Source organism: Clostridium sp. BSD9I1, from assembly GCF_900185645.1.
Lineage (GTDB): Bacteria > Bacillota > Clostridia > Clostridiales > Clostridiaceae > Clostridium_AK.
This window is the reverse complement of sequence record NZ_FYAM01000027.1, coordinates 195,154-211,852: the sequence shown is the minus strand read 5'-3', so window position 1 is coordinate 211,852 and position 16,699 is coordinate 195,154. Positions and strand designations below refer to the sequence as shown.

The 16,699-nt window shown below is 34.8% G+C and carries 13 protein-coding genes and 1 pseudogene; 1 reads left to right on the top strand and 13 read right to left on the bottom strand.

Features of this window, described 5'->3' with window-relative positions:
* Positions 1-82: 82 nt before the first annotated feature.
* From BSD9I1_RS17895 to BSD9I1_RS17855, 9 genes are all read right to left on the bottom strand, one after another.
* On the bottom strand, positions 83-466 hold the full coding sequence (locus tag BSD9I1_RS17895; protein ID WP_242966546.1) for a DUF2294 domain-containing protein: 384 nt from the start codon (positions 464-466) through the stop codon (positions 83-85).
* Positions 467-571: 105 nt separating this feature from the next.
* Complete coding sequence (locus tag BSD9I1_RS17890; RefSeq protein ID WP_242966545.1) at positions 572-1,975, bottom strand: hypothetical protein; 1,404 nt, start codon at positions 1,973-1,975, stop codon at positions 572-574.
* A gap of 295 nt (positions 1,976-2,270) precedes the next feature.
* Positions 2,271-4,883, bottom strand: coding sequence for a phosphoenolpyruvate synthase (ppsA, locus tag BSD9I1_RS17885; RefSeq protein WP_186431452.1), 2,613 nt, complete (start codon positions 4,881-4,883; stop codon positions 2,271-2,273).
* Positions 4,884-5,031: 148 nt separating this feature from the next.
* Positions 5,032-7,278 (bottom strand): RNA polymerase recycling motor HelD, encoded by a 2,247-nt coding sequence (helD, locus tag BSD9I1_RS17880; protein WP_186431451.1) that lies wholly within the window; start codon positions 7,276-7,278, stop codon positions 5,032-5,034.
* A 368-nt stretch (positions 7,279-7,646) separates the two neighbouring features.
* Complete coding sequence (locus BSD9I1_RS17875; RefSeq protein ID WP_186431450.1) at positions 7,647-8,258, bottom strand: VC0807 family protein; 612 nt, start codon at positions 8,256-8,258, stop codon at positions 7,647-7,649.
* Positions 8,259-8,280: 22 nt separating this feature from the next.
* Positions 8,281-9,135, bottom strand: coding sequence for an alpha/beta fold hydrolase (locus BSD9I1_RS17870; RefSeq protein ID WP_186431449.1), 855 nt, complete (start codon positions 9,133-9,135; stop codon positions 8,281-8,283).
* A gap of 21 nt (positions 9,136-9,156) precedes the next feature.
* The gene (locus tag BSD9I1_RS17865; RefSeq protein WP_186431448.1) at positions 9,157-9,948 is read right to left on the bottom strand and encodes a MerR family transcriptional regulator; all 792 of its coding nucleotides are present in this window, start codon (positions 9,946-9,948) and stop codon (positions 9,157-9,159) included.
* Between the two features lie 229 nt (positions 9,949-10,177).
* Complete coding sequence (locus BSD9I1_RS17860) at positions 10,178-10,663, bottom strand: RNA polymerase subunit sigma-24 (protein ID WP_186431447.1); 486 nt, start codon at positions 10,661-10,663, stop codon at positions 10,178-10,180.
* Positions 10,664-11,129: 466 nt separating this feature from the next.
* Entirely contained in the window at positions 11,130-12,104 is a 975-nt protein-coding gene (locus BSD9I1_RS17855) for an SDR family NAD(P)-dependent oxidoreductase (RefSeq protein WP_186431446.1), read from the bottom strand.
* Positions 12,105-12,243: 139 nt separating this feature from the next.
* On the opposite strand from BSD9I1_RS17855, the gene BSD9I1_RS17850 reads away from it, so the two are divergent.
* On the top strand, positions 12,244-12,819 hold the full coding sequence (locus BSD9I1_RS17850; RefSeq protein ID WP_186431445.1) for a TetR/AcrR family transcriptional regulator: 576 nt from the start codon (positions 12,244-12,246) through the stop codon (positions 12,817-12,819).
* A 123-nt stretch (positions 12,820-12,942) separates the two neighbouring features.
* Here the strand turns inward: BSD9I1_RS17850 and BSD9I1_RS17845 are convergent.
* The 4 genes and pseudogenes from BSD9I1_RS17845 to BSD9I1_RS17830 form a co-directional block, all read right to left on the bottom strand.
* Positions 12,943-13,071, bottom strand: a pseudogene (locus BSD9I1_RS17845) (DUF255 domain-containing protein); the annotation flags it as partial.
* Positions 13,072-13,603: 532 nt separating this feature from the next.
* Positions 13,604-15,055: a 23S rRNA (uracil(1939)-C(5))-methyltransferase RlmD gene (gene rlmD / locus BSD9I1_RS17840; protein WP_186431443.1), complete on the bottom strand. Its 1,452-nt coding sequence runs from the start codon at positions 15,053-15,055 to the stop codon at positions 13,604-13,606.
* A 235-nt stretch (positions 15,056-15,290) separates the two neighbouring features.
* Positions 15,291-15,974: a DUF554 domain-containing protein gene (locus tag BSD9I1_RS17835; protein ID WP_186431442.1), complete on the bottom strand. Its 684-nt coding sequence runs from the start codon at positions 15,972-15,974 to the stop codon at positions 15,291-15,293.
* A 76-nt stretch (positions 15,975-16,050) separates the two neighbouring features.
* Positions 16,051-16,527, bottom strand: a complete 477-nt coding sequence (locus BSD9I1_RS17830; RefSeq protein WP_306345890.1) for a GNAT family N-acetyltransferase — start codon at positions 16,525-16,527, stop codon at positions 16,051-16,053.
* Between the last annotated feature and the right edge of the window lie 172 nt (positions 16,528-16,699).

Genomic DNA, 16,699 nt, shown 5'->3' with positions numbered 1-16,699 from the left:
CCAATAACAAAACTCCCTACTAGGAAAATTGTTATCGGCTTACTCTATGACTGGTTTTTAACCTTTCAATAAGTCTTCCAAATTACTTTTTGAAAAAATCTTCTATATCCTTATCTAAAATTATTGCTATAATTTTTTCACCTGTTTTTGTGCTCACATCAGAATAGGTACTTACAATATTCACATCAATAACTGATTTTACTGCTGCTTCAAGTTCTTCCCGAGCATTTTCAAACAATGAAGTTCTTACCTTTTTTATTAGCTCAACGCCTTCTTTGTTGTGAGCTAGCTTTTTCTCAGACATGCTTAAAAAGCCTTTGAGCCTTATAAGAATCAAGTCTTGAAGAATAATTGTACGAATTTTCTCAGGACCTCTACCCATTTGTTCAATTTCAAATTTACTTATTGCTTCGCTTAATTTCGATTCAACTTGTCCTTTTGTCATAGAACTTCCTTTGAATATCATCCTCTTCAACTCCAAAACCAAATATTTATAATTCAAACTTTGTTATTTCGTAGATTATCATATAACCCACCAGTTGTCAATGATTTTAAGATAATAGAATGAATATTATCCTATTTCTTTAGAAGGCGGCTCCACCAATTCCACAAACCTCCAGGTTTTGCCCCTGTCATCTGATTTGTATTTTGCCATAACAGTACCTCCCTTGAAATCACCTTGTTGCCCCTGTCCTACTAAAAGAAACAACTGGTTATTTTCAACATAAGGAGTTTCTGGCTGTATAAAAGGCTCAAGGGTTACGCCCATCCATTCTTCCTTATGAACAGGCAGCATTACTGGCTCAAAGGTTTTGCCTCCATCTTGTGTTCTATAAAAATTGGTTATCGCTCCTTCCACCTTTGGATAACTCATAAATCCCACATTTTCGTCTATAAAACCAGCCGACTGTAAAAGCCAGGTGCTAGGCCCACTCCCTACTTCTTTCCATGCGTCACCACCATTTGTTGTTTTATAGATTATCTGCCCTTCTTGAGACATAGTCCTCCCACCTGTTGCAATGACATAACCTACTGTAGCTGTTGGAAAACTACAAAACTTTACTCTTGTACTATCTAAGCTTTTACTTATTTCAGATGTTTCCCAAGTGATTCCCCTATCCTCTGAATGGACCATCATAAGAGAATTTTCCCTAGTGCCTCCATAGACAAATGCAGTTTTTTCTGGTGTTATTACATAGCTTTTTTCCTGCAATTTATTATAATAAGGCCTTCCATCTCCAACTTCTACTAAGGTCTCTAGTGGAACAGGGACTTCCTTCCATTCATTTCCCTTGTCGTAGCTTACATAGAGGATTCTTTTTTCTATCTTATATGTATACTGCTGATTTTCATAAGGAATTTCAGCTTCATACTCATGTTTGTACTCGTCTTTTCCCTTCTCACCACTGGTTTGATATTTCTCCAAATCATATCCAGCAGGTCTTTGTAATTTGGTTACTGTATAAGTAAAAGTCCCTTTAGAGTTTGTTTCTTCTTTAAACCATAAAACCCATTGACTTTTAATTTTATTTTCCTCTACAACCCCATTCCAATTATAGGCACTTCCTTTATCTAATTTCTTTATAACAATGGAAAAATCAACTTGAATTACATTGGGTTCTTTAACTTCAATACCATCAATAGAATACTCAGTTATCTTTTGATTTCTAGGCACGTATTTTCCTCGGTATTGCTCAGTGTATGCTTCAAGCCACTTTGTCCCAACTACAGTAAGATCTTTTGTATTAACTTTAACGGAGAAACCTTCTGGTGATTGAAACTTAATCTTACTTTGCTGGTATTTGTAATAACCGAAATAACAAACAGCCAAAATCATAATGGCTATGCAAAATCTTGTCACTATCCTGTATATTTTCTTTTTTCGTTCTTTATTATTATCTACAGCCATGTATTTATTCTCCTTAATAACACTTAAATTATTAGATGCACAGCACCTTAAATTATAAAATCTCATAAGAGATTTTACTCCTTTATTCATTATTCTTAATTCTAATATTCGCACTTTAATACTGATAAGTACTAACTACATTATACAACTTATTGCACATAAATTGCTTGCATAACTTTATGCTATATTAAAAAGTAATGTTAATATAGCTGTTTCAACTTGTCCAAGATCACTGCCGATAATATTATGAATTTGTCTCATGTAATTACTTTTTCCATCTGAAAAAGCGACCCTTATTGGGCCGCCTTCGGAGCTTTCATATTTTATTTAACTCTCAAGGAGGAAAACAACACCTTCCCCATTATAAGATTTCTACAAACCCTTCTGTTCCATGCACGCGAATTCGCTGTCCATCTTTTATCAGTTTAGTAGCATTTTCTACTCCCACAACTGCTGGCAAACCATATTCACGTGCAATAACTGCTCCATGGGTCATCAGTCCACCAACTTCGGTGACTAGGCCTTTTATCGATACAAACAATGGTGTCCAGCTAGGGTCAGTAAAGGATGTGACTAATATATCTCCATCTTCTAGATCAGCATCTTCCATGTTTAAGATGACACGCGCCCGCCCCTCTGTAACTCCAGAAGAAACAGACAGCCCTGCAATAGCGCCATCTGGGAGATTTTCTCGTTTGTACTTACCGGAGAGTGCTTCACCATCAGAGGTGATAACACGTGGTGGTGTTAGTTTTTCATATAATTTGTACTCATTTTTTCGAATGCTTATAATCTGATAATCAAGTTTATTTGTGCGTACCACATCGTGAAATTCTTGAAAAGTGAGGTAATATATATCTTCTTTTTCATGAATAACGCTCTTTTCCACCAGTTGCTCTGCTTCTTTTAGTAAAGCCTGCTTATAAACAAAGTAGCGGCTAACCATACCGTATTTTGGATATTCACGATAACCGATGAAATTCCGGATTAGGTCGATTCTTTCTTTTGTTTCTTTGGCCTTTTGTTCACCATCCGGAAACTCCTTCAATCGCTCTAATAACTCTTGTTCTTTTTCCAAAGCCTCCTGTCGCCCTTGCTCAAATTTCCGCTTACCCGCATTAGGCTCAAAGTTTTTGATGTTATTTAAAATCACGAGGATAAGAGTAGTTGGTTTTTCGCTCCAACGAGGTCTAGTAATATCGATTTCTCCTGGACATCGCATTCCGTACTTGTCAAGATAAGACAATATTGCGTCTTGGATTTCCTTTCCACCATGGAATTTAGGTAATTTATCCACAAAATTATCATCTCTTACATGCTTCAGATAATTAATTACTTCTGGATAAGGACGAATCACATCTGCCACATTAAGTAGTGCCAGGCCCATCTCCGAAGTAATATTGTTTGGTACAGATTGAGAAAAGGTATCCGCTGCGTTTTTTTCACCTAACCATTCGTTCATTTTTTCATTGATCCATGATGAAGCATTTATAGCAGTCATAAATACAGCTGTACCTTTTGGATCAAATAAAATCTTTTTTAACTCCTTTATATCTTCTAGAATAAAATCAAATAAATCTGATCCTGATTTCCTTTGGATGTTTTGTTTCAACTCTTCTATGGACCTTTGAGTACTCTTAATCAAATCAGAAACAATTGTAGGGTCATTTTCCACTTGTGGTTTTGAATCCGCAGAGGACACACTTTTATTGCTTCTACGGTTACTCTGTTCCTCTTTATCATTTGGTAAAAGTTTTATGAAATCTCGCTCTATTACGGTCATGAGCGCATCCTTCATAAGTGGGTCGTGTTGTCCCATACTATCTAATAACACTTTTCTGCTGTCAGGTGAAGCTAGGATAGGTGTAGCATCAACAAACAACCTTCCACCAGCTTTGAACCTGTGCCCAAAAGATGTTAACTGGAACAAAGACATTCCCAATGGTTTCAAAGGATCAGTCATCATTTGTTGATGACCCACAGATAAGTAAACATGATTTTCTTTATCATTTGCTTCAGGGATGGGATATAAAGTAGTGATTGGTCGGCTCTGGACAACATAAAATGTATCATCTACCAAACACCATTCGATGTCTTGAGGACACCCGAAATGCTCTTCGACCTTTCTGCCCATATACTCAAGCTGTAAAATCTGCTCATCGGTGAGCGCTTGACTATTCTGCTTCTCAAGCTCAATCTCCTGTTCTTTGGTACCGCCGTCTTTTAAAGCATAAATAGCCAGCTTCTTGGTGGATATCTTCTTATCGATAACTTTGCCGTTACTCACTTTATAGGTATCGGCATTCACCAACCCGGAGACCAAAGCCTCACCAAGTCCGAAGCTAGCATCAATGGATAGTACTTTCCTATTAGAAGTTATGGGATCGGCAGTAAACAAAATCCCTGATACCTGCGGGAACACCATCCTCTGAACAACCACAGACAGATGAACTTTACGATGGTCGAAGCCGTTTTGAAGTCGGTAAATTACTGCCCTCTCGGTAAATAACGATGCCCAGCACTTGCTGATATGCTTTAGTATTGCCTCCTTTCCGATAATGTTCAAATAGGTATCCTGCTGGCCTGCAAAGGATGCTGTCGGTAGATCCTCTGCAGTTGCACTGGAACGCACGGCATAGGCCTCTTTTTCACCAAACTTTGTTAGATAACCCATGATCTCTTCTGCTATATCCTTAGAAACAGATATACTTTCGATGACCGCGCGAACTTTCTTGCTAACTTCATAAACTTTTTCCCTATCTTCTACTCTAAGATGGGATAATTCATCCAATAAACAGATAAGTTCCTGATTATTTTCGGTTACCTTTTTATATGCTTCTGTGGTAACACAAAAACCTTCCGGTACTAGGATCTCCTCGGTCTTGGATAGTTCTCCTAAGTTGGCGCCTTTACCCCCGACCATAGAAAGCTTTGTTTTATCAATTTCCTGAAAGTTAAGTACATATGAATTCATATATTCCCCTCCTTTGGTAATTTATTTATATTCAGACTATCAATTGTTTTCGCAAGCTGTCCGTCGTTCCACTTTGAGACCTTTTCTGCTTCTTCTTGCACTTCTTTAGTAGTATTTCCAATTTAGTTCTTTATTTTGTGTAATAAATTTAATAACTTCCTCTTAGCAATGGTGTAACTTCACCCGAATAGTATACACATAAAGCATGAAGCGCTCTGGTGCAAGCAGTATAAAGCAACAGTCTTTCTTCCTCACAACAGTAATTTCCACCCCCTGCATTATAAATAAGCACCACATCAAATTCTAATCCTTTAGCAAGGTAAGCTGGAATTACCAAGGTATCACTCACATATTCATCATCTTCCTTCATTATAGCTTTAACATGAACCTTGTCTTTTAGGAAACTGTATACCTCCTGGGCTTCCCTTACAGTCCTTGTTATGATACCAATTGATTTGCATCCTTTTTCTTTGTATATTTTAATATCATTAAGAACTCTATATTTTATGTCTTCTTCATTTTGAAAACCGAGAACTAAAGGTTCCTCTCCACTTCTTTCTACGCATTCATCTGTAAGCTCCTTATTAAGCAACCTTCTTGAAAACTTAGTAATTTCCATTGTAGATCTGTAGCTTTTAGTTAAATTTATTATGCAGGTACTATCTTTGGAGAATATATTAGATATATTGTTATAGTCTCCTACGTTCATAAATGGATTAATGGATTGCTGTAAATCACCCAGTATGGTCATACTCGCAGACTTAAAAAGCTGATAAAAAATCTCATACTGCAGTGGTGTATAGTCCTGAGCTTCATCGATAACAACATATTTAATTTCTGAAGTTTTAGGAAGATCTCCCAGTGCACCTTTTAGATATAAAAGGGGCGGCTGATCCTCATAATTAAGCATTCGACTCCTTAGGCTTTCAAGGGTATAGCTTTTGATTTCATCAATGTTTTTCTCATTATATTTGGTATTTGATTTTCTTAAGAAAAGCTCTAATTTTTCAAAAAGATTTTTATAAATATCCACTAAATCAAACTCCGTCATTTTATTAATTTGATAGTGTATACCCTTTATTTCGTCCTTCACAATGGCTTCACTTCGCTCAATAGCCTCTACTTTATCTATATAAGAATCTGAGCTCGCAAGTTCGCCAGTTACTTCTTTCATTTGTTGTTTTTCATAAGGCTCTACAAGAAACAAAATTCTTTCTCTTATCTTTTGAAGCCTCCTTTTAAGTGGAAGTTGTACATAATCTTTAAAAAATAGTTCTTCTATATCCTTAGATGAAATTATTAAATGACCCCTAAAAATGATATCTGTAAAATTTCTATCCATGTTTTCTAGATAAGATACATACTGTTTTAATATATCTACAAATTCCATGGAAGACTTAAATTTTATATTATTGATTCTCTTTTGGTAGGAATCTTGTTTTTTAGATACGAGGATATATTCCATCATCTCGCAATAGCTTTCCATCATAAGCTCATTACCTAATGCCTTATGCATGTATTCCTTAAATGTGGTCTGACACATATTGTCCTCTCCAAGCTGCGGCAATACATTAGAAATATAATCATTAAAAATATCATTTGGGGAAAATATAACTATATTTTGAGGAGTTATTTTTTCCCGATGCTTATATAAAAGATAAGCAATCCTATGAAGAGCAACAGAAGTTTTTCCGCTTCCAGCAGGACCTTGGACAATCAAATTTTTGTATTCCTCATTTCGAATTACTTTGTTTTGCTCCATTTGAATAGTTGTTACTATTGCCTTCATCTTACTATCAGTACTTTTACTCAACATATCCTGCAGCACTTCATCATCTATCTTAAGATTACTATCAAACATATAGTCAAGTTTACCATTGCTAATTTTGTACTGCCTTTTTAGCATTAGCCTTCCATCAACAATTCCTTCAGGGCATTTATAACTTGCTTCTCCGATTTCGTAATCATAAAACATACTAGAGATTGGTGCCCTCCAGTCATATATTAGAAACTCATAACTATCATTAGTGAGATTTGAGATTCCAATATAACACCTTTCAGCTTTCTCTTCACCATTTTCAATGAAATCAATTCTTCCAAAATAGGGCGATAAAAGCATTCTCTCATATTTTTCTTCAAGTTTTCTGGTAAATTCATAGCTTCTTTTCTGTATTTTCATTGTATTGATAAATTGCATAAAATCTACAACCTGTTCTAGACCATTGTTTACAGAAATAGAACCTATATCCTCCCACAGTTCTCTTTGGGTTTCAATAGAATCCTTTTTTAATCTTTCTTTTAAATCCTGTTTTTCATCAAGCTGCTTTTGAGCCTCTTTAAGCACTTCCTGCAACCATCCATTTTCAAGCTTCCATTCAAGATCCTTTTTGCTCATAATATACCCCTCCCTTTTAACAAATAATTAAGTGATATTTTTTCAAAATCCTATTGACATTGTTTTTACCATAGTATATAATATAATTAGAGGATTATATTATATCGCCGATAAAAGTGACATGAACTAAGTTTATCACTTTTATTTTGTTATGTCAATATAAAGGCATTTGTCATTAGATAAGTGTCTTTTTGTGATGTAGTTAATGTTAAATAAGCTATTCCCTAATCTCCTGAACTTATAACACTTCTGACTAAAACACTAACCTTTATCTTCTAATTTGATCTAAACTTTTTCTTAATTTATTAGCTCCTTAAAATCAAGGGGACAGCTTGAAACTCAAATTAATATCTATACACAATTATATTTTAAAACCTGTGTCTCATAACCCACTTTGAAGTAAAGAACAGTATAGCAGCCATGGTAATCATAATTATTTGCGAAATAATAAGATATGTTTCTGTGGATATAGTGAGGGCCAAAATAATGTGGATCACTGCATCAAGAAGTAATAGGGCCCCAAAAACTGAAGTGACAATGGTAACTTTTCTGTAGATTATAGGATTGCTGAACCGTTTCGAATCGCCAACCTTAAATTTCTTTAGTAATACTATCATCAACGGTTTTCTTATGACTACAGAAATAAGGAAAATAAGTCCTACAGCACCAGCTATTATCGGGTGATAAATCTTTAATGGTAAAGAACTTCCTCCGTATAATGCAGATACAGCAATTGCAATAGAGAGACCTAAGATAGCAATTATACCAATCCAATTAACTTGGCGGTGCCACAGCCATAAAACAATAGTCCAAACGGCCGGAATGGCTCCCGCAGTTGCAAGAGCGGTTGTATCGTTAGAAAAAATATTACGTAGCAGCATATATGTGAGCAGTGGAACTAGCCAATTTACAATAAGTTTTGGAATTAATTTTTTTGACATATCATGATTATATTGATACATTTGTTTTTCATGAGACATTTAATCACATCCTTTGTTAAAGTTATGTTTCTATTTTTAGCATTTCATTTTCCAAGGCATCATGTAATCTTTCGGCGAACTCTTTGCTATGACTTACATAACCTAAATGATTTCCTGGAAACTCCATATTTTCCACTCTCAATTGTTCAGCCAGCGCAATTGCACAAAGGTTAGGAAATGTCCCTTGCGAAAGGCCGCCGTAACCCGTAACAATTCGCAAAGACGAAGTATTCATTATGAATCTGAGATCTTCTAAATTAAGTATATGTCTTCTAATGGCTGGAGCCTCATACATAACAAAAGATTTCATATTTTCTATCATACGCTTCATATGCTCAGCACTCGGTATATATGCTGAGTTGTTAGAGCTCTTTATGCCCAGAACTGATGCAAATTGCTTCATAGCAGGAATCGCTCCCTCACTACATGCTGTATTTTCTAGATTTTCTTGTATTTGTCTTGCTTTAATTTGCTCTTCGCCAGACAGAAGATGGGTTAATGGTGGTTCGTGTGCAATCAGTATACTTATTTTCTCTGGATGACGAATAGCCAGATCCAGCCCAATAACAGCACCTGCACTGCTGCCAAATACGTAAGCCAGTTCTGCATTCAATTCAGTTAACAGGCGATAAGCATCTTCACTATGCACTTTTATACTGTAATCCTCATTCTCATTAGTTAGTTTGCTGCGTGAATAACCTCCGCGGTCATAGGTTACAACTGTGTACTTGTATGAAAGTTGCTCGGCTATGCCATGGTAAACATCGGCATCACCATTTCCTCCGTGGATCATAAGAAGTACCGGACCTGAGCCACGCACCTCATAGTAAAGGCTGGCTCCAGGCACGGACAATATGCCTGTGTTATTAATGCTCATTTCAATTCTCTCCTTTTTATTCTAATCTTCTTGAGATAGTTTAATATTATTATTTTTTAAATAAGCAATAATTGCTCTTCTTAAAAATAGCATGGTGGCTTCATTTAACTCCTTGACATCAGGCATCCAATTTATCTGATTTTTAACTGTTTTGGCCAAATCTTGAATAAAAGAAGTATCTCCCTTAGTCAGTGACATCATCAAATTCCACCACCTACCCGCAAGCTCCTGTCCCTTTAGACCTTCTGGCTTTTCATTCTGACTGCATAATTCAATAAACTCTGCTGAAAGTGCTTGTAAGCTTTTATTGAGTTTAGCTGCATCTTCTTCACTTTCAATACAATTAAAGAAATATTCCATCTGATTTTTGCTAATGTAGCGAAACATAAATGAATAAGGATTCCCCTTCTGAACCGCCCTTACAATGATCAGTAGTCTATCAATATCAATTTCATTACCCTGTTTAACTTCATCAATAATTTTATCCATATAATTTACTGTTTCTTGAATATGATATATCTGCTCGAGAAGTATTTCTTTCTGCTTTATAAATATCTGCTCCAATTCTGCAGCCGATTCAACAGGAAGCATTCTGTCTCGTATTTCCTCTAATGAAAATCCCATGGATTTTAAAAAAACAATCTGTTGCAGGCGTAAAGTATCTCGTCCGCTGTACATTCGTCTCCCTCCCTCGCTGTGCTCACTTGGGACCAAGAGTCCCTTTTCATCATAATATTGCAAAGTACGGACTGTTACACCACACTTTCTAGCAAGTTCACCTACTGTAAGTAATTTATTTTTTCTGTTTTCCATACTCCCGCCTCCTATGGATTTATTATATTACGTTACGCGACGTCACGAGCAAGTAGTTTATTTAATATTGTGTTTAACTCTTTTAAAAATATTACAATCAAATTTGTTTATTTATGCGCAAAAGTTAGCCCCCTAACGCAAAGGGGACTAACGCCAGTTTTTATGCCGTTTCCCACAATTTTATACCCCCTTGTGCAAGGGGGATACAATGTACTATCCCCTTTAAGAGTTATTTAACCCCCTGTAATAAATCCAATATCCATTGCGGAGGATTAACCATTTTATTTGAAAGTAGTTTATTCACTATTATGATTGAATCTTCCTTTCTCCAGAAACGATTTCTAATATAACACTCATTTGAGCAATACTTCTGTTCCTTACTTCGTGACTTATAATTCTTCCCACAATACTCACAAGTATGTTCATAGTATGTTAGCTGAATATAATTATTCCATTTCCTGCGGCATTCTTCAGAGCAATAAAGTCTCTTTCTACCAGTTGTATTTTGTGATATTGCCTTCTTACAGGTGCGGCAATGGGTAGTATTAAACATCTCATTTTCCTCAGGTACATTTATCTTTCCCATTAGACCATGAGTCTTACAGTAGTACCGCACTTCATCTCGGTTGGAATTTATTTGAGCTGCGATTTTCTTATAGCCCCACCCAATTCTTCTTAGAATTTCAATGCTTTCTTTTTGCTTTGTACATAGCATATTACTTGGCTCCTTTCAGATTAAAGTATGTCAAGTAATTGCTCTAATCGTGTTTATAAACTTGTTGAAGTCACTGAATCTACTGTAAAAAAAGAGGACCGGTTTAAATTTAGAGAAATATATGTTGGAACCACTGATAAAAATCTTTCTACTAAAACTATATGGAAGATAATTCACTATAGATGGTATATCGGAAATACTTGTTTTCATCAATTTAAAACTTACTCTAATATAGAACATTGTTATATTCATGATGATACAGCAATACAAGCAGTAGTAAGATGTACCCCTTGGTTAAAGAGGATACATGGATTACCATTAATATATATTTTCATGCAAAAAACTGGGCTAATAATTTGCACATTTTATAAAAAAGTTACACAAGCTAATACATATCATCTCTTCACATCTTCATCATACAAATAATCATTAAATTATGCGCTTTTCACTATCTTTTAAATTATTCTTAGTCTAAGTTTAATATTGTTTCAGCCTCACTTAATTTTGTCAATTCAACACTTGCCCTCCATAAATCTTTCCTATTTTCTTTGTTATAGGAAAGCTCTGAAGATTTTATTTCCCTTGTGCCTTGAAAATATTTACCTGTAGTTTCTTTAAGTTCAGGATTAGTTACCAGCGATGCTAAGGCTTTACCTGACTTGTTTGCAGTATTTACATTTGGGCGAAATAAAATAGTAATAGGAAGAATATATGTTTTAAAAAATTTCAAAACAGGAGGAGCACCGGTCACAAAATTTGTGGCTGGCATCTCTCCAGGATCAAAGGCATTTACTGTAATATTTTTATTAGTTTGCTCTCTAATTCTTTCGGCTAACTCGTAAGTGCAGTAAATATTGCATAATTTTGAAGTAGAGTATCGACGTGTACCAACGGTAAACATTTTTTCTTTTTGACCTATTTCCTTAGGATAGGCAAGTAATTTGCCATTCTCATATATGGGCTCGGGCGCTGGTGTCTTTTGTAACGGATCATGAGTTCCGCTGCTTACAAAGACTATTCTACCTGAATCGATGATTTTTTCTAGTAACAGATTGGAGAGTAGGAAATGCCCAAGGTGATTAACCCCAAAGGTAAATTCAAAGCCATCTTTGGTATAATGAGTTTTATCAATCATAACTAATCCTGCATTACAAACAATAGCATATAATGGCGGATAATCCGAATTCGAAAATTTGTTTGCAAAATTTCTTATAGATTCTAAGGATGCAAGGTCAAGTTCCAAAGAAGTTATGTTGTTATTTTTTGTTGCTTTAATTAAGGAACTTACTGCTTCCCTTGCTTTAGCTGCATTTCGGCAAGCTAGTACAACATAAGTATTTTTATCAGCTTCAGCAATGTGTTTAGCAGTTGCATACCCTAATCCTGAGTTGCCGCCAGTTATAATAATGGTTTTTTTAGTTAAATTCATTTCTGTTAACATAATTACACTCCTTGTATAATAAGTTTAGTATATTTTGTTATTGACACCGTCAAGTCAAACTTATTATAGCATCCGACATTGACAGTGTCAATATAGTGTTGTAAAATTAATTATAAATATATTTAAAGAAGAGGGTAATATGAAAACAAGTAATGATACAAAACAAAAGCTTATTGATGTAACAAGACAAATGATTGATAAAAGTGGTGTTGATTCTGTTAGTATGCGTGACCTTGGAAAAGAAACGAATTTATCTAGAAGTGCAGTTTATGTATATTTTAAAAATAAAGACGATTTACTTGCAGCTATTGTCACCGAAAATTTTGAAACACTAAAAAGTCGCCTTTGCAAATTAACTGGAGAAATAAAGGATCCTAGAAAACTTGTTTATGAAGTTTTATATACTTTTTATGATTTTTGGATAAAGAATCAAAAACATTATCAATTAATGTTCTACAAACAATGGGACAAAGATCAATACCCTAACCTACATATTTCAGCCTTTGAAGTATTTGGGATCATCTATAAATGTTTAGAAAAAGCTCATGAAGAAAAATACACTATTAGTAAATCACCGAAACAATTAACAGCAATGGCATCTGCATTTATTGTTGGCCTTTTTGAACTTAATTCTGCTGGACACCTAGAGCCTGAAAAAGGATTAGATGATCCAACTGGCTTAATTAATTCATTTGTAGATTTGATTTTTGTTTAAGGTATAAGACATAAATCCAGACCTTACTTTTTTGGGTGCAGTAACTTGATTGACACCAATGACAAACAGCTTACTGCCCCCACGTCAGGAGTACCTAATCGACAAGAATATTGGTTTATCTTATGCTTTTGCTTTCGCAAAGGCTTCTTCACACCACGGCCACCAGTCGACTGGATTGTAAGCGTGTTGTAAGAGATACGGACTTAGCTCTTTTATCAAGCGATTAGGTACTCTATCTGCTGTAGTTTGCATAAGCATCAACTCCTTTCTATGTTTAAGATAGGATTATTATACCCAAGAAGTAACAAAGGATACTGTTTGCTCAACAGTATCCTTTAGTCTTTACTTGAACAAGATATTTAGTTCTATGCCACCTGCCTCAGTCCTTTTATACAGGAAATATGAATAAGACTATGCCTAGACAAACGTATAAAGACCTCACTACCAATAAAACCTATAATATAAATAGCTGTAACCCTAGTAAGTTCAGGGATTACAGCTATTTTACTGTGTACAGGCACTATGTATGACAGACTAACAATGAAAATAAGCGGCTGCGTACACAATCGCTTATCATTAAGTGTCTTGCTCTACGTCATATAACCTGAAAGTGTTTCAGTGCATCCTTAATTGCTTCCACCTTATGAGCTGGTGCTGGTTTATATGGATGTTTCAGTTCTTCAACCTTGTTTGGTGCTTCGTACATCGGCAGGCCTAATGAGCGTTTGACCTCCGCAATATGTGCCGTGTGTACTTTATAGCCGTGCTTGTTTTCTATATATTCTTAAATATTAGAGTATGTTTGTCGTTCTGGCACTCCATCTCTGCTGTCCTCATAGTCCATCTTAACATTGATATATTCGTCTGCATTTTTGTGGGATAATAAAACTACCGTCTCCACATGAGCCGTATGCGGGAACATATCCACTGGCTGTATCTTTTCAGTCTTATAATTTAGTTCATCTAAAATAGCTAAATCTCTAGCTAAGGTTCCTGCATCACAGGATACATATACAATTCTTTTAGGATTAATTTTAGCTATAGCTTCTAAAAGAACTCTCTCGCAGCCCTTTCTTGGAGGATCTACTACTACTACATCTGCTTTTATACCTTTATTTATTAGATCCGGTATAACTTGTTCAGACTTTCCTACTAAGAAATCCACATTGTCCACACTATTTAACTTAGCATTTTCCCAAGCGTTTTCTATGGCTTCAGGAATTATCTCTACTCCATATACCTTTTTTGCCTTTTGCGCTAAGAAAAGTGATATGGTTCCAGTTCCACAGTAGGCATCAAAAACTATTTCATCTCCAGTTAAATTTGCATATTCCAACGCTTTATTATAAAGCACTTCCGTTTGCACAGGGTTTACTTGAAAGAAGGATAATGGTGATATGTTAAACTTAAACTTCCCTATGTAATCTTGTATAACATCTTTCCCCCAAAGGGTATTTGATTTTAGTCCTAGTATAACATTTGTCTTTTCTGAATTTATATTTTGAATAACGCTTACCACTTCTTTTACATTACTAGTTAAAAGATTTATGATTTCATCTTTATGTGGAAGTTCATTAGTTCTTGTAACAAGTACTACCATTACCTCTGAAGTTTTAAAACCTTTTCTTATCATAAGATGTCTTAAAACTCCTGTGTGAGTGGCTTCATCATAGGCCTTTATATTACATTCTATCATCCACTGCTTTACTAGTCCCATTATTTTTTCGCTTATTTCATCTTGTATGTAACACTTTTCCATGTTAATTATGTCATGAGAACGTAGTGCATAAAATCCTATGTTTATTTCTCCATTTGTCTCTCCTACAGGAAGTTGAACCTTATTTCTGTAATTATAAGGGTTTTCCATACCTATAACAGGAAGTACCTCAGGATTTATCTTACCTATTCTTTCTATTGCATCTTTAACTCTTTGTCCTTTAAAATCCAGCTGACCTTCATAGGATAAATGTTGAAGCTGGCACCCTCCGCATCTTTTATATATGCTGCATATAGGCTCAGTTCTGAAACTAGACTCTTCTACCACATCTAAAAGCTTTCCAAAGGCAAAATTTTTATTTACCTTTACTATCTTGGCATTTACCTTTTCTCCCTTAATTGCTCCAGGAATAAATATAGTAAAGTCATCTATTTTTCCTACTCCTTCACCTTCATATCCCATACCCTTTATTTCTACTATGTAATCTTTGTTTTTTTCTACTGGTATAACTCTTTTCATATTTACCACCTTAAAATAATATTTTATTTAAAAATTAATTTATCTTAACCAAAACCAACAAATTAGCCCACTTAATTTCTTTCTAAATAATTATAAGATATTTCTTTTATATTATAACCCAAATTAAGAAAACTCCACATATGATTTTACATTATATTAACCCCTGTAGATATTTACACTTAAATGCAAATTATCTACAGGGGTTGTATTGCAAACTATATAAGAATAAATATATCTAAAGCCATCCTAAAATAAGCTGATATACAAATGGTACAAGTACTGCGGGAAGTAAATTTGCTACCTTAATCTTTGTAAGATTTAACATATTAAATCCTAGTCCTAATATAAGTAAACTTCCTACTGCCGTAATATTTGTTATTACAGATTGTACTAATATTCCTTTTATAAAAGCAGCAGATAATGCTATTAACCCTTGGTATATAAATAATGATACTCCTGTAAATACCACACCTATGCCATATGTAGAAGATAATATTATTGCAGAACATCCATCTATAACAGACTTAGCAAATAAAGTACTATTATTTCCTGTAAGTCCACTTTCTAAAGGTCCTACTATAGCCATAGCTCCTATACACATAAGAAGAGTAGATACTACAAACCCTTCGGAAAACTTACCATGCTTTCCTTGAAACTTACTTTGTATGTTATCTCCTAATTTCCTAAGTCTTAAATCAATATCTATAATTTCTCCAACAATAGCTCCTATAACTATACTCATGATAATCAGTATAGTATCTTGTCCCTTTATTGCTCCTGAAATTCCTATAAGCATCACGCAAAGGGCTAACCCAGTAAATACTGTCTCCTTTATTTTCTCTGGAATCCCCTTACCTATAAGCATTCCTACTAATCCCCCAGCAGCTACTGCCAAAGAATTTACTATAACCCCAAACATTTTATAGCCCCCTTTTTTAATCTTTAATCACTATTAAAAGACTTGTCGGTCACCATTCCTTTTAGCAAACAGTTAATCATAAATCCATTAAGTACCATGCATCACAACCAAAGTGTTCTGTTTCTATGATAGGTCTATCAAGTTTATAAAATCCATTCTTTTGATAAAACTTATTAGCTGCTTCCATGCTATTTAATGTTTCAAGATAACATTTATTATATCTTTCCCTTGCAAAATCTAACGCAACTTTTATAATTTTCCCTGCTGCGCCTGTACCTCTCGCTTCTTTTATAAAGTACATTTTTTGAAGTTCGCATACTCCATTAAGATCCTTCATAGGTGCTATTCCACATCCCCCTATGATTTCCCCATTCTTTTCTACAACCCAGTATTCTGAATTTGCGTCTTTATAAGCCTCAGAAAGATATCCTAGTTCTGGATCCGCCCAAGCAAAGCCTTCTCTATTTGCCCCAAATTCAATTAGGCATTCCTTGATGATTTTTTCAATATTCTTATTGTCCTCTTTTGTTAATTTTCTTATAAGCATTTCCATAAATATGCCCCCCTCTTTCTTTTTAGGTGCTAGAGCAAAGGTACCAGGTACTAGAATTAGAAAAAACTTTGCATAGCAAAGTTTCTATATTGCTTAGTTCCTTGCACCTAACTCCTAACATCTTATAAAAATTATAATTTATTGAGATATTAAATTAAAGCCCTAGCTTCAA